Consider the following 22,085-nt stretch of genomic DNA (forward strand, 5'->3'; position numbering starts at 1 on the left):
CTTATCTATTATATCGGCTAATATTTATTCTATCAACTCATGAAATAAGCAATATTTTAGGAAGATTTTTTTATAATTGAATTTGAGTCCATTTTTGTCTTTTAAATCTTATAAACATAATAGATGCAAATACAAAGAATGAAAGAATTTCACTAATCCACATACCTGCAATCCCTATTTTTAATAAAATAATAAATACATAACATAGTGGAACGTACATAGACCAAGCCCTTAATGCACTGATGATCATAACAGTTTTTGTATCTCCCGCTCCTCTTAAAGCACCTGATATGATGATCATAAAATTAAGAAAAGGCTGATTAAATCCTGCAACATACATGGCTAGTAAGGAAGTATCAACAAGAATTGCTTCTTTTGTAAATAAACTTAAAAACATTTTAGGGAAACTAATAAAAATAATACCCATGAAAATACCCCAAGATACGCCTAAAAATGTAGCTGTATAACCTGTATCCAAGCTTTTTGGAATGTCTTTTTCTCCTAAAGATTTTCCAACCAAGGCAGAAGCTGCGATAGATATACCCATGGCAGGCATAAAAGACAATCTCTCAATACTGAGAACAATACGAAAAGCTGCTTCTCCATTTGTATCTAAAAGAGATACAATCATTCCTGCTGCAATATAAGAAAGACTCATAGAAACCTGTTCAATAGCTCCTGGATAACTAATATTCCAAAGAGGGATTAAAATATTTTTAGTAATTTTTAAATTTTCAGATACAATTTTCAAATGATGAGATCCTTTTGTTAAAAAGTAAAGATACAAAACCATCCCTATAAATCTTGAGATGCTTGTGGAAAGGGCAGCTCCCTCAATACCCATATTGGGAAAAATCCAAAAACCTGTCATTAAACAGTAATTACCTATAATATTTAAAATATTGGTAATAGCCGTAATGATCATAGGCGTCTTTGTATCACTTACTCCTCTTAAACATGCAGCTGCACAAAAGGAGATAAACATACAAGGAATACTATAAGAAAGAATACGAAAATATTGCAAAGACATATTTAAAACATCAGAGGACATATCATAAATCATTAAAATTTCTTTTGCAAATACAAAGGATAGAATAGAAATAATAAGCCCTATGATAAAATTTAAAGAGAGATTTTGCCCCATAATTTTATTTAAGCTTGTATAATCCTTCTCTCCATATCTTCTTGCAATCATAGCTGTCGCACCTGTATTAAAAGAAGAAAAAATAAATATTAAAGAAAATATGATTTCATTACAAAAGCCTGATGCAGCCAATGCTTCTTTTCCGATAAGTCTTCCAACCATAACTGTATCTGCAAGGTTTACTAAAGTATTTAGCCCCATTTCTGCAACGGCAGGAAGAGTAATCATTAGAATAGATAAAACTAATTTTTTATTTTTTATCATCATAGCACTTCCTTATCAAATATAAAAAGATTACGTATGATTATAACATATTTTTCCTATCAACTGTGTTAGAATATAGATAAGAAATAAGGAAATAAACAAACAAGAGTAGGACATTTTAATTAAGAGGGAAATAGATAAACTAAGAAAGGGTAGTGGACTTTTACATGAAGAATATCAAGTTAGAAATAGAATATGATGGAAGTCGATATAATGGATGGCAAAAGCTAGGGAATACCCAAAATACAATCCAAGGAAAAATAGAAGAAGTACTTTCTAAAATGACAAAAGAAGATATAGAGATTATAGGATCAGGCAGGACAGATGCAGGAGTCCATGCCATTTCTCAAATTGCAAATTTTAAAAGTGATACAGAGATAAATGTAGATGAAATAAAAGATTATTGCAATGAATATCTTCCCCAAGATATTGTTATTAAAAAAGTAGAACAAGTAGATGAAAGATTTCATGCAAGATATAATGCAAAAGGGAAGAGATATCTTTATAGAATATGGAATGGTGAAGTTCCAACAGCTTTTCATAGAAAATATACTTACTATATAAAAGATCCTCTTTATATAGAACGTATGAAAAAAGCAAGTCAATATTTTATTGGAGAGCATGATTTTAAATCTTTTTGTTCTTCTAGGTCTAAAAAGAAGAAAACTGTAAGAGAAATTTATGAAATAGATATAGAAAAAATAGGATCAGAAATACACATGGTATTCTATGGGAATGGATTTTTGTATAATATGGTTCGGATTATGGTAGGAACCTTAATAGAAATCGGACAGGGTAAAAGAGAGATAGATTCTATTGAAAAAATATTAAGTTTAAAATCTAGAGAAGAAGCAGGAGTGACTGCACCAGCACAAGGACTTTTCTTATATGAAGTATACTATGATTAAGGATTTGTAGACAAAACTACAAATCTTTTTTTGTATATAGGTAAAATTAATGAAACTATAGAGAATATATATAAGGATAATTATTGACAAATCCTATCAAAAAAAATATAATGAAATAGTTTTAGTTTTAATAAACTTTAAGGTTAGAAATACTAAATATTTATTTTTTATAAAACACGTACAAATAAGTAATTATAAAAGAAAAGGGAGGGTTATAAGTATGCAAGATTATATCATTGAATTAAGAGGCATTACAAAGAGTTTTGGAGACAAGGAAGTATTATGTCATATGGATTTGGGCATAAGGCCTAAAGAATTTGTAACCCTTTTAGGACCAAGTGGTTGTGGAAAAACTACAACCCTAAGAATTATAGGAGGATTTGAGCAGGCGACAAGAGGAGATCTATATTTTGAAGGAGAAAGAATCAATAAGGTACCTCCCTTTAAGAGGCAAATCAACACAGTTTTTCAAAGGTATGCTCTTTTTCCACATTTAAATGTTTTTGAAAATATAGCTTTTGGCTTACATATAAAAAAGATGGAAGAATCTTTAATCAAAGAAAAAGTAAAAGAAATGTTAAAGCTTGTAAACTTAGTAGGGTTTGAAAAAAGAAAAATAAATTCACTAAGTGGAGGGCAACAGCAAAGAATTGCTATTGCAAGAGCCTTAGTGAATGAACCAAGAGTTCTTTTATTAGATGAACCACTAGGAGCATTAGATTTAAAATTAAGAAAAGAAATGCAGATAGAATTAAAAAAGATACAGCAAAGGGTAGGCATTACTTTTATATATGTGACTCATGATCAAGAAGAAGCTCTGACTATGTCAGACCGAGTGATTGTTATGAGTGAAGGAGAAATTCAACAAATAGGTACGCCAGAAGATATCTATAATGAGCCTGTGAATCAGTTCGTGGCTGATTTTATAGGAGAAGGAAACATTGTAGATGGAATTATGGTTAAAGATTTTCAGGTTAAGATTGAAGAACAATTATTTACTTGTGTAGATAAGGGATTTGATGAGAATGAATTGATTGAGGTACTTGTAAGACCTGAGGATATAGATATTGTAAAAGAAGATGAAGGAATGTTAAAAGGAAATGTAAGGTCTGTAGTATTTAAAGGAGTTCATTATGAAATGGAAATAAAGGATGATAATGGATTATTATGGATGGTTCATAGTACAGATATGGCGAGAAAGGGAGAAAGAGTAGGACTTTTTATTGAGCCAGATGCCATACATATTATGAAAAAGGTGGTGTAGAAATGAATAAAAAGTGGCTTTCTATACCTTATGCATTATGGTCTTTACTTTTTAGTATTGTTCCAATCATTATTATTACTATATATAGCTTTTGTAAGAGATCTCCCTATGGAAATATTATTTATGAATTTACTTTAGATAATTATAAACAGTTTCTAGAACCAATTTATTTAAATGTTTTGTGGAGGTCTATTCTTTTGGCAGTTGTGAGTACTACAGCTTGTTTGGTCATTGGTTATCCTATGGCTATGATTATTTCAAAGACAAGCATAAAAAAAAGAAATGTGCTAATTATGTTATTTGTTCTTCCTTTATGGACCAACTTTTTGCTTAGAACATATGCGTGGATGGTTCTTTTAAGGGATCAAGGAGCCATTAACCAGTTTTTAATGTCCCTTGGTATCATCAAAGAGCCATTACATCTTTTGTATAATACAGGGGCAGTGATCATGGGAATGGTATATAATTTTCTTCCATTTATGGTACTTCCTATTTATTCTGTATTATCTAAAATGGATGATAGCTTAGTAGAAGCTGCTCAAGATTTAGGAGCAACCTCAGGAGAAGTATTTAGAAAGGTGATATTTCCTCTTAGTATGCCAGGAGTGGTATCGGGACTGATTATGGTATTTATGCCTGCTGTAAGTACATTTGTAATCTCTGATTTACTGGGAGGAGGTCAAACTGTACTTTTGGGAAATTTGATTCAAAATCAATTTTTAGTAGCAAGAAATTGGCAGTTTGGTTCTGCAATTTCTATGATTATGATGGTTCTTATATTAATTGCTATTCGTCTTAGTAGTAAGTATCAGGATGAAGAGGGGGGAGGATTATGGTAAGAAAATTATTAAAAAGAGGATATGCTTCTTTGGTATATTTGTTTTTGTATCTTCCCATATTTTTCTTAATTCTTTATTCTTTTAATGATTCAAAATATAGAGGAAAATGGAATGGCTTTACACTAAGATGGTATGAAGAACTTTTAAAGGATAAGGCCATTATGGCGGCTTTGTATAATACTTTTATGATCGCTCTTTTGGCAGCGATTATATCAACAATTGTAGGAACGATTAGTGCAATTGCTATACATAAAATGTCATCAAAGTGGAAAGTCATATTTATGAATGTAACCTACATTCCTGTAATGAATCCAGATATTGTAATAGGGATTTCTCTTTTAGCATTGTTTGTAGCACTTAATATGAGATTAGGATTTTTTACATTGCTTCTTGCTCATATTACTTTTAATATACCTTATGTAATTTTAGCTGTACTTCCTAAGTTGAAGCAGCTCAATCCATACCTTGAAGAAGCAGCATTAGATCTTGGAGCAACTCCTATTTACGCCTTCTTTAAGGTTGTATTACCTGAAATTATGCCAGGGGTAATTACAGGGGCACTACTAGCTTTTACATTATCACTAGATGATTTTATGGTAAGTTTCTTTACTACAGGTTCAGGAGTAAATACTTTATCTATAAGGGTTTATTCTATGACAAAGGTAGGCGTAAGTCCTAAGATTAATGCTTTGTCTACTGTACTTTTCTTGGGAGTTTTAGGACTTTTAATTTTACTTCAAAAAAGAGAAAAAAATTTAAATGAGTGAAAGGGTGGTTGGATTGAAAAAAATTGCAGTTTTCCTTGTGCTTTGTATGACAATAGTTTTGTTTAGTGGTTGTGGACAAGGAAAGGTAAATGAAAAGGGTTATTATGATACCCTAAATGTATACAATTGGGGAGATTATATTGATCCTTCTGTATTAGAAGATTTTGAAAAAGAATATGGTATCAAAGTAAATTATGATACTTTTGCCAATAATGAAGAAATGCTTGCAAAGATTCAACAAGGAGGAAATGATTATGATGTCATTTTCCCTTCAGAATATATGATTGAAACTATGATTAAGGAAAACTTACTTCAAAAATTAGATTATAAAAATCTTCCGAACTTTAAAAATATAGGGGAACAATTTAAAAATCTTCCTTATGATCCAAATAACAAATATTCTGTTCCATATTTTTGGGGAAGTATGGGAATTATCTACAATACAAAAAAGGTAAGTGAACCAGTAGATAGTTGGGATATTCTTTGGAATGAAAAATATAAAGGAAATATTTTTATGTTAGATAGTGTGAGAGATACAGTAGGGATTACACTTAAAAAACTTGGATATTCTTTAAATACAAAGAATATAGATGAGTTAGAAAAAGCAAAAGAAGAATTAATCAAACAAAAACCTCTTGTAAAAGCTTATGAAGTAGATAATTATAAAAGTATGATGATTGCAGGGGAAGGAGCGATGGCTCTTACTTGGTCAGGAGATGCTATGCTTTTGATTGATGAAAATAAAGATCTTGCTTATGCTATTCCAAAAGAGGGAACAAATCTTTGGTTTGATACGATGGCTGTTCCTGTAACAAGTAAGCATAAAAAAGAAGCTGAGCTTTTTATTGATTATATGATGAGACCAGAGGTTGCTGCAAAATGTGCAGGGTATGTAAAATATGCAACTGCTAATGTTAAAGCTCTAGAGCATCTTCCAAAGGAAGAAGTAGAAAATGAATTGGCTTATCCAAAGGGAAATATATTTGAAAAAGGAGAAGTATTTATAGACTTAGGAGATTTTACTAGAGAATATGATCGTATTTGGACAGAAATAAAAGCTCATTAAAAAATAAAATTTTATAAGATTTATATATCACTAGAAAACCACAAATTTCAATATAAGAGCATATGATATGAATTGTCATATGCTCTTATATTTTGAAAATAATTCAAAATAAATGGAAAAAGTTTATAATTTTTAGAGGAATCTTCAAAAATTTGGCGAATGTAAATATTAGTAGAGAACAAAATGGGAGTTATGTCCTATTTATGAAAAAAAAGGGGAATTCAAAATGGGAAATTGTATAGAGAAACTTTTAGCTTTTTATCAACACAATGTAGGTATTGATAAAGATCAAGAAGCTATTTTACGCTATGGATTGTATATATTCATAAGCGGAATGATTTCCTATGCCATGGCTTTAATAGCAGGATACTTTTTAGGAATTTTCGGGAATGTACTAGTAATGATGATCATTGTTTCTATACTAAGATCTTCCTCTGGAGGAGCTCATTGTGAAAGTATGTTCAATTGTGCTTTATTTGGAGCTATTGTTACCAATTTATTGGGATGGATTGCACAAGAAATTCCATTGACAGGAAAGATGGTATTTTCTATATGTTCTATTGTATTTTTATTTGGTATATGGGCTATAGGGAAATATGCTCCTGCAGATACACCTCAAAAACCTATTACATCACCAGAAAAAAGATATATATTAAAAAGAAAGTCTTTAATTTATATGGCTTTATGGTATATGGGAGTTGGAATGTATTTTTTACTTTTTCAAAAGCTGCATGTTTTTATGATTGCAACAGCTTTTGGAGTATTGATTCAATGCATGTCCATTACAGATTTGGGGTATAAAATTTGGCATAGAGGAGATTTTTTAATAGATAAACTAAAATTTCATTAAAGAGTAATTGAATTTATGCTATCTAGGAAGGCTGTAATAGCCATTAGATAAAAAACTAAAGACAAAGGGGGATGCCATATGAAGGCAAAATTATTACAAATTTCTATTGCTGTACTTACATTCCTAGCTTTTACTAGTGCTGTATCAGCTTGCTCTACTGTAAGTTATCAACCAGAATTGCCAGAGCAATTAAAGGAAATGTAGTAGGCTTGGTAGCAAAACACTTTGGTGTTTTGCTACCAAATTTAGCTTGTAGACAGAAGGTGAAAATATGATAATAGTAGAAAAATTGTTAGCTCATTTTATAGAGACTTTTTTAATGCTAGGGGCAGGACTAGGAGCATTAGGAATAAGACTAAAATTTAAACAAATAATGGGAATGGGGATTGTATTTTCACCAATTATATATGGAATTAGAGAGATATATGTGGATTATAAAATTCCATTTGGAACACATATATTTATATTATTTATCTGCTTTATATTGTTGATAAGATTCATAGGAAAACAAAGAATATTAGATAGTATCATTGCAGGACTTATTAGTTTTTCATTATTGCTTTGGGGAGAGGGGTTTTTTTTCCTTCCTATGCTAAAAGTTTTTAATCTTAATCCTACAACATTAATGTTTCAACCAGGAGGAACATTATTAGGAGGAGTTATATCTAATATACTTTTGATTATAGTATTTTTTATAGGGTATGTTCTTAAAATTACTTTGATTGATTTTTCGTATTTTCATAATTATGATAAATAAGGATGGTATGTATGAAACTTTCTATTCGTGCATATATTTTAGTTGGGCTTATATTATTACAAAGCTTTATGATTATGTTTTTAACTAATCATACAATTCTAAATTTAATGGGGAATATTATTATTCAATTTCAATATCCATTTTTTATGGGGATTGTGATTAATATTTTGGGAATTAGCGCAATCATTTGTGTTTTTTATATGGTGCATTTTTTAAAAAAAGAAAAAGAATCTATTATGAAGTTGAACCATTCCAAAGAAGTTATTGATGCATTACAAGGACAAAAGCATGATTTTATTAACCATTTAAATTTGATTGCAGGACTTTTGCAATTAAAACAAAGTGAAAGGGCTTTAGAATATATTTTTAAGATTTCCCAAAGAGTAGAAGAAGTATTTTCAATTTCTAAAATAGAAAATGTAGAAATTGCAGCTACTTTAGGAAGAAAATGTGCAATTGCACAAAGTAAAGGGATTAAAGTAGAGTTAGATATAGGATCTACATTAGATCATTTATATATTAATTCTATTGATTTATCCCAAGTGTTATTTAATTTGATAGACAATGCAATCTATGAATTAGAACATTGTAAAGAAGAAGATAAAATACTTACTATAGATATTCAAGAGTGTGAAGATGAATGTGTGATTGCCATAGGAAATTCCTATCCAATCTTATCAAACAGACTATATGATAAAATATTTGAAAAGGGATATTCTACTAAAAATGGTAATGATCATGGATATGGTTTAAACATTGTAAAACAATTTATTCAAAATAACAAAGGAAGAATTGAAGTAGAAAGTTATGAAGATGTAGGAACTATATTTACTATTTTTTTACCTATGAAAACGAAAATAGCTACATCTAGTTAAGAGGTAATATATACCTCTTTTTGTGTTTCAAATTTGATTTATATCCTTATAAAACCAGTATGAAATAATAAATTGACAAGAGAAAAATATGGTGATAACATAGTTGTGAAATACCTTTAAAAGAAGTCCAGTGAGGCTAACAAGGAGGATAAAAAATGAATATAAGTCAAGAAATAGCTAAAAATCTTTTAGAAATTGAAGCAGTTACTATTAGAAGTACAGACAATCTTTTTACATGGGCATCAGGAATCAAGTCACCTATTTATTGTGACAATCGTCTTACTATGAGCTATCCAAAGGTAAGAGATCTAATTGCAAAAGGATTTGAAAAATTGATTGAACAAAAATATGCTGATGTAGAGGTTATTGTAGGAACAGCTACAGCAGGAATTCCTCATGCTGCATGGGTATCTGAGAAAATGAATCTTCCTATGGCGTATGTAAGAAGTAGTGCAAAGGATCATGGAAAAGGAAATCAGATTGAGGGTCTTGTAAAAAAAGGACAAAAGGTTGTGGTGATTGAAGACTTGCTTTCTACAGGAGGGAGCTCTATAAAAGCTGTACAAGCTCTTAAAGAAGTAGGAGCAGAAGTTCTAGGGGTGGTAGCTATATTTACTTATAATTTTGATCAAGTAGATAAGCTGTTTTCAGAAGTTAATGTTTCTTATGATACATTAACTGGATATAATATTCTTCTTCCTATCGCCATAGATATGGGATATATCAAAGAAGAAGAAAAAGAAATGTTAACGAAATGGAGTAAAAATCCTTATATATTTACGAAAGAATAAAAGGATATGCCTTAGGCATATCCTTTTATTCTTTGAAAATATAATAAAATATAAAAGTAAGAACAGAAAAGAACTATAGAGGATATATATATAAATAGGTCAAAATCTGTAAGAATTCATTCAATAGAAAACTTGTCATAAATGGGGACAATGGTGCATAATATACAATATGTGGTGTGAGCAAGATCAAGAAACACAATAGGAGGGGTAACATGTCAGTTACAAAGGTTCAAAAGAGAAATGGAGAAATTGTCGACTTTGATAGTAGTAAAATCAAGTTTGCTATCTTTGCTGCAGCTAAATCTGTAGGAGGAAAAGACGAAATGGTAGCAGCGAGATTATCAAAAATAGTAGTTGATATTATTCATGAGACTTATGGAGCAAGTATTCCATCTGTAGAAGATGTTCAAGATATAGTAGAAAAAGTATTGATTGAGGAAGGTCATGCTAAAACATCAAAAGCATATATATTATATAGAAAAAAACATGAAGAAATTAGGGAAGTAAAAAATTTATTCATGGATGCAGAAAGAATGATTGAAGAATATGTGAATTTAGAAGATTGGCGTGTCAATGAAAATGCGAATATGGGATTTTCATTACAGGGACTAAATAATCATATTGTAGAGAGTATTACTAAAAAATATTGGCTTAATAAGATATATCGAAAAGAATTAAGAGAAGTACATATTAGAGGAGATCTACATATACATGATTTAGGTCTGTTGGCGCCTTATTGCTGTGGATGGGATCTTGAATCTTTTTTAAGATATGGTTTTAGAGGAGCAAAAGGAAAGATTGAATCTAAACCACCAAGACATTTAGAATCTGCTTTGGGACAGCTTGTGAATCTACTTTATACACTTCAAGGAGAATCAGCTGGAGCCCAAGCTGTATCTAGTATAGATACTTATTTAGCACCTTTTATTTATTATGACAATTTAAGTTATGAACAAGTAAAAAAAGCTTTGCAAAGATTTGTGTTTAATTTAAATGTACCAACTCGAGTAGGTTTTCAAACTCCTTTTACGAATGTTACACTAGATATTACACCTCATCCACTTCTTAAAAATCAACCAGTAATGATTGGTGGAGAGATGATGGATAAAACTTATAAAGAGTTTCAAAAGGAAATGGATATATTTAATAAAGCTTTTTGTGAGGTAATGATGGAAGGAGATGGAGCAGGAAGGGCATTTAGCTTCCCTATTCCTACTGTAAATATTACACCAGATTTTCCATGGAATTCTGAATCTGTCAATGCCATTATGGAAATGACAAGAAAATTTGGTACACCTTATTTTGCAAACTTTTTAAATTCTGATTTGTCTCCAGAAGATGTAAGAAGTATGTGTTGTAGACTTAGATTAGACAATAGGGAATTAAGAAGAAGAGGTGGGGGATTGTTTGGAGCAAATCCTTTAACTGGGTCGATTAATGTAGTGACTTTAAATATGGCAAGAATCGGATATCTTTCAAAAACTGTAGAAGAATTTAAAAGAAGAGTAAAAAATTTAATGGAAATTGCAAAAGAAATCTGTGAAACAAAAAGAGAAGTCCTAGAACAATATATGGATGCAGGACTATATCCTTATTCAAGATTCTATCTCCAAGGAGTTAAGGACGGAACGGGAGAGTACTTTAAAAATCATTTCTCAACTATAGGTTTAAATGGAATGAATGAAGCTTGTATTAACTTATTAGGAGTAGATATTACAACAGAAGAAGGAAATGAGTTTGCTGTTGAAATTATGGAATTTATGAATAGAGTGATTCAAATATTCCAAGAAGAGACTGGAAGCCTGTGGAACTTAGAAGCATCTCCTGCTGAAGGAGCAAGCTATAGATTTGCAAGAATTGATAAAAAAATGTATCCAAATATCTGCACACAAGGAGAAGATGAACCATATTATACCAACTCTACTCAACTCCCTGTAAATTACACAAATGATGTATTTGAGGCTATTGAGTTGCAAGAGAAGTTACAATCCCTTTATACAGGGGGAACTGTATTTCATGGATTTATTGGAGAAGAAATTGATAGTATAGAAACTTGTAAACTTCTTCTTAAAAAAGTAATGGAAAATAGTAGTATTCCTTATGTAACCATTACACCTACATTCTCTATTTGTGAAGATCATGGATATATTTCAGGAGAGCATTTTAATTGTCCTCATTGTGGAAAAGAATCAGAAGTATGGACACGTGTAGTAGGATTTCATAGACCAGTTCAATCATGGAACAAAGGAAAACAAGAAGAATTTAAGGATAGAAAAGAGTTTTCTCATATAGAAAGTTTAAAAAATAAGTCTGAGAGAGTAGCTATAAAAATTGGGTAATGATTTATTTATTGTAGGTCATGAGAAAACTTCATTTATAGATTATCCTGATAAAATATGTACCATGTACTTTTTAGGAGGATGTAATTTTTTATGTCCTTACTGTCATAATGCCCATGTAGTACATAGCAAAGAAAATTGTATTCGTAAAGAAGAGGTATTTGCATTTTTAAAAAGGAGAAAAAAATTTGTAGATTCTGTATGTATATCAGGAGGAGAACCTACAATTCATAAGGGACTTTATGAATTTATCTATCAAATAAAAGTAGAAGGATTTTTAGTAAAGCTAGATACCAATGGAACAAATCCTAGTATCATACAAAGATTGATAAATGAAAAGTTGATAGATTATATAGCAATGGATATAAAAGGTCCTCTTTCGAAATATGAAAAAATTTCTAATACTCATGTAAATATGGAGTATATCAAAAGAAGTATAGATATTATTAGAAATTCTCATATAGATTATGAATTTAGAACTACTGTATGCAAAGAACTTTTAACAAAAGAAGATATCTTAGAAATTGCAAAATATTTAAAGGATAGCAAAAAATATATATTGCAAAATTTTAGAGATGGAGAAACGGTTTTAGGAGGAAAAAATGTGTTTCATCCATACGAGCTTGGAATATTAGAAGATATAAAAAAAGAAATAGAAGGTTATTTTGAAATCTTTAAAATAAGATAGAGGGCATATGCCCTCTATTTATCTATTCCTTCTCTACTTAGTACTCCTTTTGTATAATAATGTTTTACTTCTTTCATTTCAGTGACTAAATCAGCTGCATCTATTATTTCTTGAGGACAATATCTTCCTGTAATAATGAGTTCTACATGATCAGGTTTGTTTTGGATTAAAGATAAAACATCTTTTGTATGAAGGAGATGAAAATAAATGGCGATTGTTATTTCATCTAAAATGACTAGATCATATAAACCAGTCATCAAAATGTCTTTTACCTCATTTAGACCTTCTTTAGCAGCTAAAATATCTTCTTCTGTGGGACTTTGATTGATAAAGCATCCATGACCATATAGTTTTACCTGTATAGAAGAAAGAGATTTTAAAGCTTTTAATTCATTATACTCCATTGATTTGACAAACTGAGCAATAAAAACTTTTTTGTTAGCACCACAAGCCCGTAAGGAAAGTCCTAAAGCAGCAGTGGTTTTTCCTTTTCCGTTACCCGTATATACTTGTACATAGCCTTTCATATGATTCACTCCTTTGTAAGATGAATGATTAGCTTGCAGACAAAGTCATAAAAAATGTCACTGATTTTCAAATTTGGAAGATATATAGAAACGATCGAAAATAGCATTACAAACTCGCTACGCTCAAACAGTGTAATGCTAAGCATTTTCTCACTTATTCTATATTTTCACAAATTCTCAATAAATGTTCCTAATTTTTATGACTTTGCTACAATATACTTTGTCAATACTCTGTGATAAATAATATATTTATCCATATTATATCAGACTGTAGAAAAAGTATTAGGTTAGAAAATCATAAGAAATTCGTAAACTTAAACTAAAGTTTATTTTTAAAGTTTTTATGATAAAATAATGTAGATAGAAATAGGGGTATATACAAAGAATATATAAGGAGAGGTAAAGTTGAAAAGTGATAAAATAAAAGTTTATAAAAGGGATTTTGATTACGAAGAAGATGATTATGATCGATTAAATAGAATGACTAAGAGAAGTACATTTACAAACAAAGCAAAACTAAAAAAGTTTGAATTTGACTATGAAGAAGATCCTTATGAACCTATACATAGACAATAATAAAAAAATATATAAAAATAGTTGACGAAGATAATAAAGTGTGTTATAGTTGATACTGTTCCTTTCAAAAGGAAAGTTTCATGAAAATAAATTTTAGAAAAAATATTGACATGAAGATGAAAATATGGTACAGTAGATATTGTCATCTGTGAGAAATGAAACGCACTTGACAAAAGCTGAAAAGTATGATATAGTAATGAAGTTGACCTTTGAAAACTAAACAGCACAAGAAATGACAAGCAAAAACATGCAAAATGCCAAAATGATATTTTGAGCAAGAAGCACAAACCTCGAAGATTTTAATTGAGAGTTTGATCCTGGCTCAGGATGAACGCTGGCGGCGTGCCTAACACATGCAAGTCGAGCGAACAAATTTTTAGGAAGCCTTCGGGTGGAATAAAAAGGAGTTAGCGGCGGACGGGTGAGTAACGCGTGGGCAACCTGCCCTATACAGAGGGATAGCCTCGGGAAACCGGGATTAATACCTCATAAAACTCTAGTATGGCATCATATAGGAGTCAAAGATTTATCGGTATAGGATGGGCCCGCGTCTGATTAGCTAGTTGGTAAGGTAACGGCTTACCAAGGCAACGATCAGTAGCCGACCTGAGAGGGTGATCGGCCACATTGGAACTGAGACACGGTCCAAACTCCTACGGGAGGCAGCAGTGGGGAATATTGCACAATGGGCGCAAGCCTGATGCAGCAACGCCGCGTGAGTGATGAAGGCCTTCGGGTCGTAAAACTCTGTCCTAAGGGAAGAATAATGACGGTACCTTAGGAGGAAGCCCCGGCTAACTACGTGCCAGCAGCCGCGGTAATACGTAGGGGGCGAGCGTTATCCGGAATCACTGGGCGTAAAGGGTGCGTAGGCGGTCAGTAAAGTCTGGGGTGAAAGGCTACGGCTTAACCGTAGTAAGCCTTGGAAACTTACTGACTTGAGTGCAGGAGAGGAGAGCGGAATTCCTAGTGTAGCGGTGAAATGCGTAGATATTAGGAGGAACACCAGTGGCGAAGGCGGCTCTCTGGACTGTAACTGACGCTGAGGCACGAAAGCGTGGGTAGCGAACAGGATTAGATACCCTGGTAGTCCACGCCGTAAACGATGAGTGCTAGGTGTCGGGGGTTACCCCCCTCGGTGCCGCAGTTAACGCAATAAGCACTCCGCCTGGGGAGTACGGTCGCAAGACTGAAACTCAAAGGAATTGACGGGGACCCGCACAAGCAGCGGAGCATGTGGTTTAATTCGAAGCAACGCGAAGAACCTTACCAGGACTTGACATCCTCTGCATTACCCTTAATCGGGGAAATCCCTTCGGGGACAGAGAGACAGGTGGTGCATGGTTGTCGTCAGCTCGTGTCGTGAGATGTTGGGTTAAGTCCCGCAACGAGCGCAACCCTTGTCTTTAGTTGCCAGCACTTTGGGTGGGCACTCTAAAGAGACCGCCGAGGATAACTCGGAGGAAGGTGGGGATGACGTCAAATCATCATGCCCCTTATGTTCTGGGCTACACACGTGCTACAATGGCTGGTACAACGGGTAGCGAAAGAGTAATCTGGAGCCAATCTTAAAAGCCAGTCTCAGTTCGGATTGTGGGCTGCAACTCGCCCACATGAAGCTGGAGTTGCTAGTAATCGCGGATCAGAATGTCGCGGTGAATGCGTTCCCGGGTCTTGTACACACCGCCCGTCACACCATGGGAGTTGGGGGCACCCGAAGTCAGCGATCTAACCGCAAGGAAGAAGCTGCCGAAGGTGAAATCAATAACTAGGGTGAAGTCGTAACAAGGTAGCCGTATCGGAAGGTGCGGCTGGATCACCTCCTTTCTAAGGAGCAAATCATTTCTTGAGCTGTCTAGTTTTGAGAGGTTAACTNCGGAGGTAGAGCACTGAATGTCCTAGGGGCCCTCACCGGTTACCGAAGACTATCAAACTCCGAATGCCGTAATCATATCTTTAGGAGTCAGACTATGGGTGATAAGATTCATAGTCAAAAGGGAAACAGCCCAGACCGTCAGCTAAGGTCCCTAAGTACAGGTTAAGTGGAAAAGGATGTGGGATTGCACAGACAACTAGGATGTTGGCTTAGAAGCAGCCATTCATTCAAAGAGTGCGTAATAGCTCACTAGTCGAGTGATCCTGCGCCGAAAATTACCGGGGCTCAAACCTGTCACCGAAGCTACGGCTTGTCGTAGTATGAATACTGATTTTAGAAAGAAGCAGAAAAGGTAATTTATACCGAAGGTATCATTAGATACAATCGGAGGCCTTCGGCCAAATTATCAAAAAGCTCAAACTAAAGCTAAGGTTAGTATTCATACTACGACAGGGGTAGGGGAGCATTGTATATGGGTTGAAGTCATACCGTAAGGAGTGGTGGACTATATACAAGAGAGAATGTTGGCATGAGTAGCGAAAGGCAGGTGAGAATCCTGCCCGCCGAATACCTAAGGTTTCCTGAGGAAGGGTCGTCCTCTCAGGGTTAGTCGGGACCTAAGCCGAGAACGAAAGTTGTAGGCGATGGACAACAGGTTGATATTCCTGTACCACCAAAGATCGTTTGAGTGATGGGGTGACACAGTAGGATAGGTCAAGCGCACCGTTGGTTGTGTGCGTCTAAGCCCGTAGGGAGTCTATATAGGCAAATCCGTATAGACAATCCTAAAAGGTGATGGGGAGCGAAATTTAAGTAGCGAACTTACTGATTCCACACTGTCAAGAAAAGCCTCTAGCGAGATCCTAGGTGCCCGTACCGCAAACCGACACAGGTAGGTGAGGAGAGAATCCTAAGGCGAGCGAGAGAACTATTGTTAAGGAACTCGGCAAAATGACCCCGTAACTTCGGGAGAAGGGGTGCCACGTTAGGGTGTTAAAGCCCGAGGTGGCCGCAGAGAATAGGCCCAAGCGACTGTTTAGCAAAAACACAGGTCTCTGCTAAGTCGAAAGACGATGTATAGGGGCTGACGCCTGCCCGGTGCTGGAAGGTTAAGGGGACGTGTTAACGTAAGTGAAGCACTGAACTTAAGCCCCAGTAAACGGCGGCCGTAACTATAACGGTCCTAAGGTAGCGAAATTCCTTGTCGGGTAAGTTCCGACCCGCACGAAAGGCGTAACGATTTGGGCACTGTCTCAACAATAGACTCGGTGAAATTGTAGTACCAGTGAAGATGCTGGTTACCCGCAGCAGGACGGAAAGACCCCGTGGAGCTTTACTGTAGCCTGACATTGGATTTCGGTATTGCATGTACAGGATAGGTGGGAGACTTGGATACATGGACGCCAGTCTGTGTGGAGTCGACGTTGGGATACCACTCTTGTAATACTGAAGTTCTAACCATAGACAGTTACCCTGTCTTGGGACATTGTCAGGTGGGCAGTTTGACTGGGGCGGTCGCCTCCCAAAAAGTAACGGAGGCGCCCAAAGGTTCCCTCAGCGCGGTCGGAAATCGCGCGTAGAGTGTAAAGGCACAAGGGAGCTTGATTGCGAGACATACAGGTCGAGCAAGGACGAAAGTCGGGCTTAGTGATCCGGTGGTTCCGAGTGGAAGGGCCATCGCTCAACGGATAAAAGCTACCCCGGGGATAACAGGCTTATCTCCCCCAAGAGTCCACATCGACGGGGAGGTTTGGCACCTCGATGTCGGCTCGTCTCATCCTGGGGCTGAAGTAGGTCCCAAGGGTTGGGCTGTTCGCCCATTAAAGAGGCACGCGAGCTGGGTTCAGAACGTCGTGAGACAGTTCGGTCCCTATCCGCTGTGGGCGCAGGAAATTTGAGAGGAGCTGTCCTTAGTACGAGAGGACCGGGATGGACATACCTCTGGTGTATCAGTTGTCGCGCCAGCGGCACGGCTGAGTAGCTATGTATGGACGGGATAAGCGCTGAAGGCATCTAAGCGCGAAGCCTCCCTCAAGATGAGATTTCCCACTTTTTAAGGTAAGACCCCAGATAGACCATCTGGTTGATAGGCCTAGGGTGTAAGGGCAGCAATGTCTTTAGCTGATAGGTACTAATCGGTCGAGGACTTGACCAGATTTTGCATTGTTTAATTTTGAAGGTACATTTATGTATCACATCTAGTGACAATAGCGAGGAGGCTACACCTGTTCCCATATCGAACACAGAAGTTAAGCTCCTCAGCGCTGATGGTACTTGGGCGGTAGCGCCCTGGGAGAGTAGGTCGTCGCTGGTTTGTTTTGGGCGCATAGCTCAGCTGGGAGAGCACCTGCCTTACAAGCAGGGGGTCATAGGTTCGAGCCCTATTGCGCCCACCAAAATAAAATATTTATGCCATGCGGGTGTGGCGGAATTGGCAGACGCACTAGACTTAGGATCTAGCGCCTTGTGCGTGGGGGTTCAAGTCCCTCCACCCGCACCATTTTTATATGGAGAAGTACTCAAGAGGCTGAAGAGGACGGTTTGCTAAACCGTTAGGCCGGGTAACTGGTGCGCGGGTTCGAATCCCGCCTTCTCCGCCAAAAAAGATATCTTTTATAGATATCTTTTTTTATTTTTAGAAAAATAAAAAATTTTATTAGCCATATGAATAGTTTTTATAGGAACATGGGAAATTTATTGACTTTTATAGATAGATATGATGGAATATCTTTATAGACTTTGTATATAAAGGGGGATTTATATGAATACAAAATATGTAGTTATGATTCAGTGTGATTTGGCTCATAGAAGATGTAGCGGTTTTGCCTGTACCAACACTTTTTATAAAAAAGAAGGAAAGTTTGAAGGGTATACACATAACGTTCCATATATTGCATTTACTTGTGGAGGCTGTTGTGGGAAAGGAGTAGCTGCTAAAATAGAACATTTTTCTAGGCAATTAAAAAAGAATGCAGATATAAAACAAGAAGAAGTAAGTATTCATTTGTCTTCTTGTATGACTACAGATAATCATCATTATGACCGATGTCCTCATATAGACTATATTAAAAATATTTTAAATAAAAAAGGATTCTATCATATTATAGAAGGAACATATATTACGAAAAGTGCTACTCACTTAAGGGAAAAAGGCGTTTATAAAACATACTAGTAAAAGAGGTGAAAAGATGAGCAGAATTGGAGATCAAATTAAGGAAGAAAGAATTAAAAAAGGGATGACGCCTAAACAGTTAGGGAAAAAATGTGGAGTTGCAGAATCTTTTATTATAGATATAGAAACAGGGAAAAAAATTATTAATGAAAAACAATTAAAGCAAATAGAAAAGATTTTAGGAAAAAACTTTGAAGAATCAGTGAGTTTTTCTATTGAAGAAAAGAAGGAAGAAACAAAACCTATATTCAAAGAAAAAACAGTTCATAGAAGAGATGTAAACCCCCTAGACCAGTGGGAGGATGCTTTATACAATATTATTAAAAAAGTGCCTATTTATAATTTGAATATGGACAAAATAAAAGAATATAAGTATTTTCCTATTATTGATAAAAAAGTGGAAGGGCTTAATCCTGAAAAAATAATATACATACAAGTTCCTAACGATGATTTAAAAGAGTTTAGAATTTGTAGAGGAGATTACATTTTAATTTATTTAAATAGTGAGATTGTCAATCATTCTATTGGACTTATTGAGTATGAAGGGAAAAAACAATTAAGAAAAATAAAGAAGATAGATGCCAATCAAATAGAAATCATATCTTTAGTGGATTCTAAAAGAGATGTGGTATCTATAAAAGATATAAAAGTTATTGGAAGAGGTATAAGAGTAGAGATGAATTTAAATCATTAAAGATGAACCAGCGGATGCTGGTTCATTCTATAAATTTTCTTTTATTTTTATATGAAAAAATTTATAAATATTTTTTTGAGGAATTTGAAGAATAAATATAGCCGATAGAATCAATACTCCTCCAATAATCATAGGAAGAGTTAATACTTCGTCTAATATAAAAAATCCAGAAACACAAGCTACTACAGGTTCAAAGGTACTAATAATTACAGCAGTAGAAGGACCAATAAGTTGAATTCCTTTACAAAAGGTAATAGTTGCAAAAACTGTAGAAAACGTAGCAAGTATAAGAATATAGATCCAGCCATTTGTAGTAGTTGGAATAAAGATCGTATGTTTGAAAAGGCCTACTATAAAATAGCTAATAGAACAGAAAAATGATACATATCCACTAATTACAATGGAATTCAATTTTCTTGTTCTCTTTTCATTTAGTCCTAGAGCATAAAAAGAGTAGCATATAGCTGATAATAAACTAAAAATAACTCCTAATATATTTAATTCTATATTAGGGCTCCATACAACTAAAATCATTCCTATAGTTGCACAGATTAAAGCTAAAATTTTTCTAATATCTCTACTGGTTTTCATCACAAAAAATTCATAGCATGAAATCATTGCAGGATGGGTAAATAATATAATTGTAGCCAAAGAACCAGAAATATAAGTATATGCTACATATATAAAATATGCTGTTCCTAAAAAACCTACAATGCTTAATATTCCTAAATAAAAAAAGTGGGACAAGTCTATTTTATAATTTAGTTTTTTTGTAAAAATATATGTCCAGGTAATGCATGAGGCAATAAAAAACCTAAAAAAAAGAACAGTAGGAATATTTAAATTTTCATGAAGTGCCAATTGAGATATTACAGGAATAGCTCCAAAGGCAAAGGTAGATAAAATAACAAGGATGCTTCCTTTTAATGCATGATTTTTCAATAAAGGTCACTCTCTTTCTTCATAAACTGACAAAATAATTATATCACAAATTATTTGTCATGAAAGACCAAATCAAAACAATTATGCGTATACTAATACTAAAAGAAAAGTAGAAAGGGTGGGAAACGTGTGAAAAAAAATAAGATAGTATTTTATATGGCTTTATTAATTATATTCCTATCCACTACTCGTATTTGTGCATTAGAGATCAATGAACCACAAGGATTCATGATGAAAATGGATATGATAAGAAATATGATTATAAAAACAGATATGCATATATCTATACAGAAAATAAAAGGATATATAGGAACAGTTTTTACCATATATACAATATTTATTGGAATTGTTATATTTATGGAAAATAAAAATCCATCTAAAACGATTGCATGGCTTTTAGTTTTAACGTTAGTTCCTGTTATTGGATTTATTGTGTACTTATTTATGGGGCCAAATGTAAGAAAGAAAAAAATATTTAATAAGAAAAAAAGTAAGGATTTTATATATTTCGAGCAAATAGCCAATGGGCAAAAAGACGCTATTGAAGGAAAAGCTTTATTTAAAGAAGATGAAAGCTTTGTAAAAAAGAGACTCATTAGTTTGATTTTAAATAGTGCAAAATCTCCCTTTACGGTAAACAACAAAGTAAAGGTTTTGAGTAATGGAGATGAAACTTTTTCATCAATTATTGAAGTTTTGGCAGAAGCAAAGGACCATATACATCTAGAATATTTTATTATTAAAGATGATAACATAGGAAAAATTATTAAAAATATATTAATGAATAAAGCAAGAGAAGGAGTAAAGGTAAGGGTAATTTACGATAGCGTAGGAAGCTGGAGGCTGAGTAGAAAATATTTGAGAGAAATGAAAGAAGCAGGTGTAGAAATCTATGGATTCTCTCCCGTAGTATTTCCTATTTTAAGTAGAAAGCTAAATTACAGAAATCATAGAAAGATTATTGTGGTAGATGGCAAAATAGGATTTGTAGGAGGATTAAATATTGGCGATGAATATTTAGGAAAAGATCCTTACTTAGGATTTTGGAGGGACAGTCATGCAAAAGTAGAAGGAGAAGCTGTGTATGCTTTGCAAAATATTTTTTTTAGAGATTGGATGTTTGTGAGCAAGGAAGAAATTCTCTTGTCTTCTCGTTATTATCCAAAGCTTTCTTATTATGGAGAACAGCTTGTGCAAATTATAGCAAGCGGTCCAGATACAGATTGGCAATCTATTATGCAGGCATATTTTTTGATTATTGCATCATCAGAGAATCGAATATGGATGAATACGCCTTATTTGGTGCCAGGAGAAAGTATTATGATGGCTTTAAAAACAGCAGCTTTAAGTGGAGTGGATGTACGAATTATTCTACCAGGAAAAGCTGACCATAAAACAGTATTCTGGGCGTCTTTATCTCATGTAGAAGAACTTTTGGAAGCTGGTGTAAAAGTATATCAATATAAAAAAGGCTTTATTCATGGAAAAATTATGTTAGTAGATGGAGAAGCTGCATCTATAGGAACTGCTAATTTAGATTTAAGAAGCTTTGAAATTAATTTTGAGGTGAATGCTTTTATTTATGACCAAGAGATTATAGCACAAATGGAAGAGCATTTTTTGATAGATATAAAAGATAGTGAAGAGATTATATTGGAAGAATATAAACGTAGATCTATATTCAATAAAATAAAAGAATCAACAGCAAGATTATTTTCTCCATTATTATAGAAAAAAAACCTATTT

The 22,085-nt window shown here is 33.9% G+C and carries 19 protein-coding genes, 3 tRNA genes, 1 rRNA gene and 1 other annotated feature; of the genes, 20 read left to right on the forward strand and 3 right to left on the reverse strand.

Going from position 1 to position 22,085, the window contains the following annotated elements; all coding sequences use genetic code 11:
• Positions 1-70: 70 nt before the first annotated feature.
• Positions 71-1,408, reverse strand: a complete 1,338-nt coding sequence (locus BN2409_RS04725; RefSeq protein ID WP_199872927.1) for an MATE family efflux transporter — start codon at positions 1,406-1,408, stop codon at positions 71-73.
• Positions 1,409-1,575: 167 nt separating this feature from the next.
• On the opposite strand from BN2409_RS04725, the gene truA reads away from it, so the two are divergent.
• The 12 genes from truA to BN2409_RS04780 all read left to right on the forward strand — a co-directional run bounded on the left by truA (position 1,576) and on the right by BN2409_RS04780 (position 12,552).
• The gene (gene truA, locus BN2409_RS04730; protein WP_053955518.1) at positions 1,576-2,316 is read left to right on the forward strand and encodes a tRNA pseudouridine(38-40) synthase TruA; all 741 of its coding nucleotides are present in this window, start codon (positions 1,576-1,578) and stop codon (positions 2,314-2,316) included.
• 220 nt (positions 2,317-2,536) lie between these two features.
• A complete protein-coding gene (potA, locus tag BN2409_RS04735; protein WP_053955519.1) occupies positions 2,537-3,580 on the forward strand; it encodes a spermidine/putrescine ABC transporter ATP-binding protein in 1,044 nt (347 codons plus the stop codon).
• Between the two features lie 2 nt (positions 3,581-3,582).
• A complete protein-coding gene (locus BN2409_RS04740) occupies positions 3,583-4,419 on the forward strand; it encodes an ABC transporter permease (RefSeq protein WP_053955520.1) in 837 nt (278 codons plus the stop codon).
• Complete coding sequence (locus BN2409_RS04745; RefSeq protein ID WP_053955521.1) at positions 4,413-5,186, forward strand: ABC transporter permease; 774 nt, start codon at positions 4,413-4,415, stop codon at positions 5,184-5,186. The genes BN2409_RS04740 and BN2409_RS04745 overlap by 7 nt, the downstream gene beginning before the upstream one ends.
• On the forward strand, positions 5,179-6,252 hold the full coding sequence (locus BN2409_RS04750; protein WP_110942953.1) for an ABC transporter substrate-binding protein: 1,074 nt from the start codon (positions 5,179-5,181) through the stop codon (positions 6,250-6,252). The genes BN2409_RS04745 and BN2409_RS04750 overlap by 8 nt, the downstream gene beginning before the upstream one ends.
• 226 nt (positions 6,253-6,478) lie before the next feature.
• A complete protein-coding gene (locus tag BN2409_RS04755; protein WP_053955522.1) occupies positions 6,479-7,102 on the forward strand; it encodes an accessory gene regulator ArgB-like protein in 624 nt (207 codons plus the stop codon).
• Positions 7,103-7,180: 78 nt separating this feature from the next.
• Positions 7,181-7,306, forward strand: coding sequence for a cyclic lactone autoinducer peptide (locus tag BN2409_RS16715; RefSeq protein ID WP_110942954.1), 126 nt, complete (start codon positions 7,181-7,183; stop codon positions 7,304-7,306).
• A gap of 67 nt (positions 7,307-7,373) precedes the next feature.
• Positions 7,374-7,859, forward strand: coding sequence for a hypothetical protein (locus tag BN2409_RS04760; protein WP_053955523.1), 486 nt, complete (start codon positions 7,374-7,376; stop codon positions 7,857-7,859).
• An 11-nt stretch (positions 7,860-7,870) separates the two neighbouring features.
• Entirely contained in the window at positions 7,871-8,734 is an 864-nt protein-coding gene (locus BN2409_RS04765) for a sensor histidine kinase (protein WP_053955524.1), read from the forward strand.
• Between the two features lie 155 nt (positions 8,735-8,889).
• Complete coding sequence (gene pyrE / locus BN2409_RS04770) at positions 8,890-9,525, forward strand: orotate phosphoribosyltransferase (protein ID WP_053955525.1); 636 nt, start codon at positions 8,890-8,892, stop codon at positions 9,523-9,525.
• A 212-nt stretch (positions 9,526-9,737) separates the two neighbouring features.
• Positions 9,738-11,864, forward strand: coding sequence for a ribonucleoside triphosphate reductase (locus BN2409_RS04775; protein WP_053955526.1), 2,127 nt, complete (start codon positions 9,738-9,740; stop codon positions 11,862-11,864).
• Entirely contained in the window at positions 11,857-12,552 is a 696-nt protein-coding gene (locus tag BN2409_RS04780; protein ID WP_110942956.1) for an anaerobic ribonucleoside-triphosphate reductase activating protein, read from the forward strand. Before BN2409_RS04775 ends, BN2409_RS04780 begins: the two co-directional genes overlap by 8 nt.
• 14 nt (positions 12,553-12,566) lie before the next feature.
• Here the strand turns inward: BN2409_RS04780 and cobO are convergent, their stop codons facing one another.
• Positions 12,567-13,088 (reverse strand): cob(I)yrinic acid a,c-diamide adenosyltransferase, encoded by a 522-nt coding sequence (gene cobO / locus BN2409_RS04785; protein ID WP_110942957.1) that lies wholly within the window; start codon positions 13,086-13,088, stop codon positions 12,567-12,569.
• 396 nt (positions 13,089-13,484) lie between these two features.
• Between cobO and BN2409_RS17130 the strand changes: the two genes are divergently transcribed.
• From BN2409_RS17130 to BN2409_RS04825, 7 genes are all read left to right on the forward strand, one after another.
• Positions 13,485-13,655, forward strand: a complete 171-nt coding sequence (locus BN2409_RS17130; RefSeq protein ID WP_199872928.1) for a hypothetical protein — start codon at positions 13,485-13,487, stop codon at positions 13,653-13,655.
• A 299-nt stretch (positions 13,656-13,954) separates the two neighbouring features.
• Positions 13,955-17,686: a sequence feature (most likely nonfunctional fraction of RNA operon), on the forward strand.
• A gap of 42 nt (positions 17,687-17,728) precedes the next feature.
• Positions 17,729-17,845 (forward strand): 5S ribosomal RNA (gene rrf / locus BN2409_RS04800).
• A gap of 6 nt (positions 17,846-17,851) precedes the next feature.
• Positions 17,852-17,927 (forward strand) — tRNA-Val (locus tag BN2409_RS04805).
• 20 nt (positions 17,928-17,947) lie between these two features.
• Positions 17,948-18,031: transfer RNA gene (locus tag BN2409_RS04810), tRNA-Leu, on the forward strand.
• Positions 18,032-18,040: 9 nt separating this feature from the next.
• A tRNA-Ser gene (locus tag BN2409_RS04815) sits at positions 18,041-18,131 on the forward strand.
• A gap of 161 nt (positions 18,132-18,292) precedes the next feature.
• Positions 18,293-18,703: a CGGC domain-containing protein gene (locus tag BN2409_RS04820; RefSeq protein WP_053955529.1), complete on the forward strand. Its 411-nt coding sequence runs from the start codon at positions 18,293-18,295 to the stop codon at positions 18,701-18,703.
• A 16-nt stretch (positions 18,704-18,719) separates the two neighbouring features.
• Positions 18,720-19,397 carry a helix-turn-helix domain-containing protein gene (locus BN2409_RS04825; RefSeq protein ID WP_053955530.1) on the forward strand — a complete coding sequence of 226 codons (678 nt, stop codon included), beginning with the start codon at positions 18,720-18,722 and terminating at the stop codon, positions 19,395-19,397.
• 27 nt (positions 19,398-19,424) lie between these two features.
• Here BN2409_RS04825 and BN2409_RS04830 read toward each other — a convergent pair whose 3' ends face one another.
• Positions 19,425-20,339, reverse strand: a complete 915-nt coding sequence (locus BN2409_RS04830) for a DMT family transporter (protein ID WP_053955531.1) — start codon at positions 20,337-20,339, stop codon at positions 19,425-19,427.
• Between the two features lie 129 nt (positions 20,340-20,468).
• Here BN2409_RS04830 and cls point away from each other — a divergent pair, with 129 nt between their 5' ends.
• Entirely contained in the window at positions 20,469-22,070 is a 1,602-nt protein-coding gene (cls, locus tag BN2409_RS04835) for a cardiolipin synthase (RefSeq protein ID WP_242847909.1), read from the forward strand.
• The last annotated feature ends 15 nt before the right edge of the window (positions 22,071-22,085 follow it).

This window comes from Inediibacterium massiliense (assembly GCF_001282725.1).
Lineage (GTDB): Bacteria > Bacillota > Clostridia > Peptostreptococcales > Thermotaleaceae > Anaerophilus > Anaerophilus massiliensis.

Excerpts from the sequence above, each read along its gene's own strand:
- potA (WP_053955519.1), top strand. The coding sequence starts at position 2,537 with ATGCAAGATTATATCATTGAATTAAGAGGCATTACAAAGAGTTTTGGA.
- BN2409_RS04740 (WP_053955520.1), top strand. The coding sequence starts at position 3,583 with ATGAATAAAAAGTGGCTTTCTATACCTTATGCATTATGGTCTTTACTT.
- pyrE (WP_053955525.1), top strand. The coding sequence starts at position 8,890 with ATGAATATAAGTCAAGAAATAGCTAAAAATCTTTTAGAAATTGAAGCA.
- BN2409_RS04725 (WP_199872927.1), bottom strand. The coding sequence starts at position 1,408 with ATGATAAAAAATAAAAAATTAGTTTTATCTATTCTAATGATTACTCTT.
- BN2409_RS04745 (WP_053955521.1), top strand. The coding sequence starts at position 4,413 with ATGGTAAGAAAATTATTAAAAAGAGGATATGCTTCTTTGGTATATTTG.
- BN2409_RS04760 (WP_053955523.1), top strand. The coding sequence starts at position 7,374 with ATGATAATAGTAGAAAAATTGTTAGCTCATTTTATAGAGACTTTTTTA.
- BN2409_RS04755 (WP_053955522.1), top strand. The coding sequence starts at position 6,479 with ATGGGAAATTGTATAGAGAAACTTTTAGCTTTTTATCAACACAATGTA.
- BN2409_RS04750 (WP_110942953.1), top strand. The coding sequence starts at position 5,179 with ATGAGTGAAAGGGTGGTTGGATTGAAAAAAATTGCAGTTTTCCTTGTG.
- BN2409_RS04765 (WP_053955524.1), top strand. The coding sequence starts at position 7,871 with ATGAAACTTTCTATTCGTGCATATATTTTAGTTGGGCTTATATTATTA.
- truA (WP_053955518.1), top strand. The coding sequence starts at position 1,576 with ATGAAGAATATCAAGTTAGAAATAGAATATGATGGAAGTCGATATAAT.
- BN2409_RS16715 (WP_110942954.1), top strand. The coding sequence starts at position 7,181 with ATGAAGGCAAAATTATTACAAATTTCTATTGCTGTACTTACATTCCTA.
- BN2409_RS04825 (WP_053955530.1), top strand. The coding sequence starts at position 18,720 with ATGAGCAGAATTGGAGATCAAATTAAGGAAGAAAGAATTAAAAAAGGG.
- BN2409_RS04775 (WP_053955526.1), top strand. The coding sequence starts at position 9,738 with ATGTCAGTTACAAAGGTTCAAAAGAGAAATGGAGAAATTGTCGACTTT.
- BN2409_RS04820 (WP_053955529.1), top strand. The coding sequence starts at position 18,293 with ATGAATACAAAATATGTAGTTATGATTCAGTGTGATTTGGCTCATAGA.